Annotated in this window: 1 pseudogene; it reads right to left on the reverse strand. The window is 67.3% G+C overall.

What is annotated here, in order from left to right:
- Positions 1–211, reverse strand: a pseudogene (locus tag JK359_RS38705) (trehalose synthase); the annotation flags it as partial.

Here is a 211-nt window from a genome sequence, read left to right on the forward strand (position 1 = left end):
GAGCCGGGCAGGGACAGCAGCAGCGCGGTGAACAGCTCGATCTGGTTGCGGTCGTTGTCCAGCAGGGGCGCGAGGCGCCGGCGGATGCCGATGTTGGCGCGCATCCGCGGGTCCTTGGCGTACTCGGCCCACATGTAGTCGCGTTCCTCGTCGGTGACCATCTCGAGGGTCAGCTCGTCGTGGTTGCGCAGGAAGATGCCCCACTGGCAGT

This window comes from Streptomyces actinomycinicus (assembly GCF_016741775.1).
Classification (GTDB): domain Bacteria; phylum Actinomycetota; class Actinomycetes; order Streptomycetales; family Streptomycetaceae; genus Streptomyces; species Streptomyces actinomycinicus.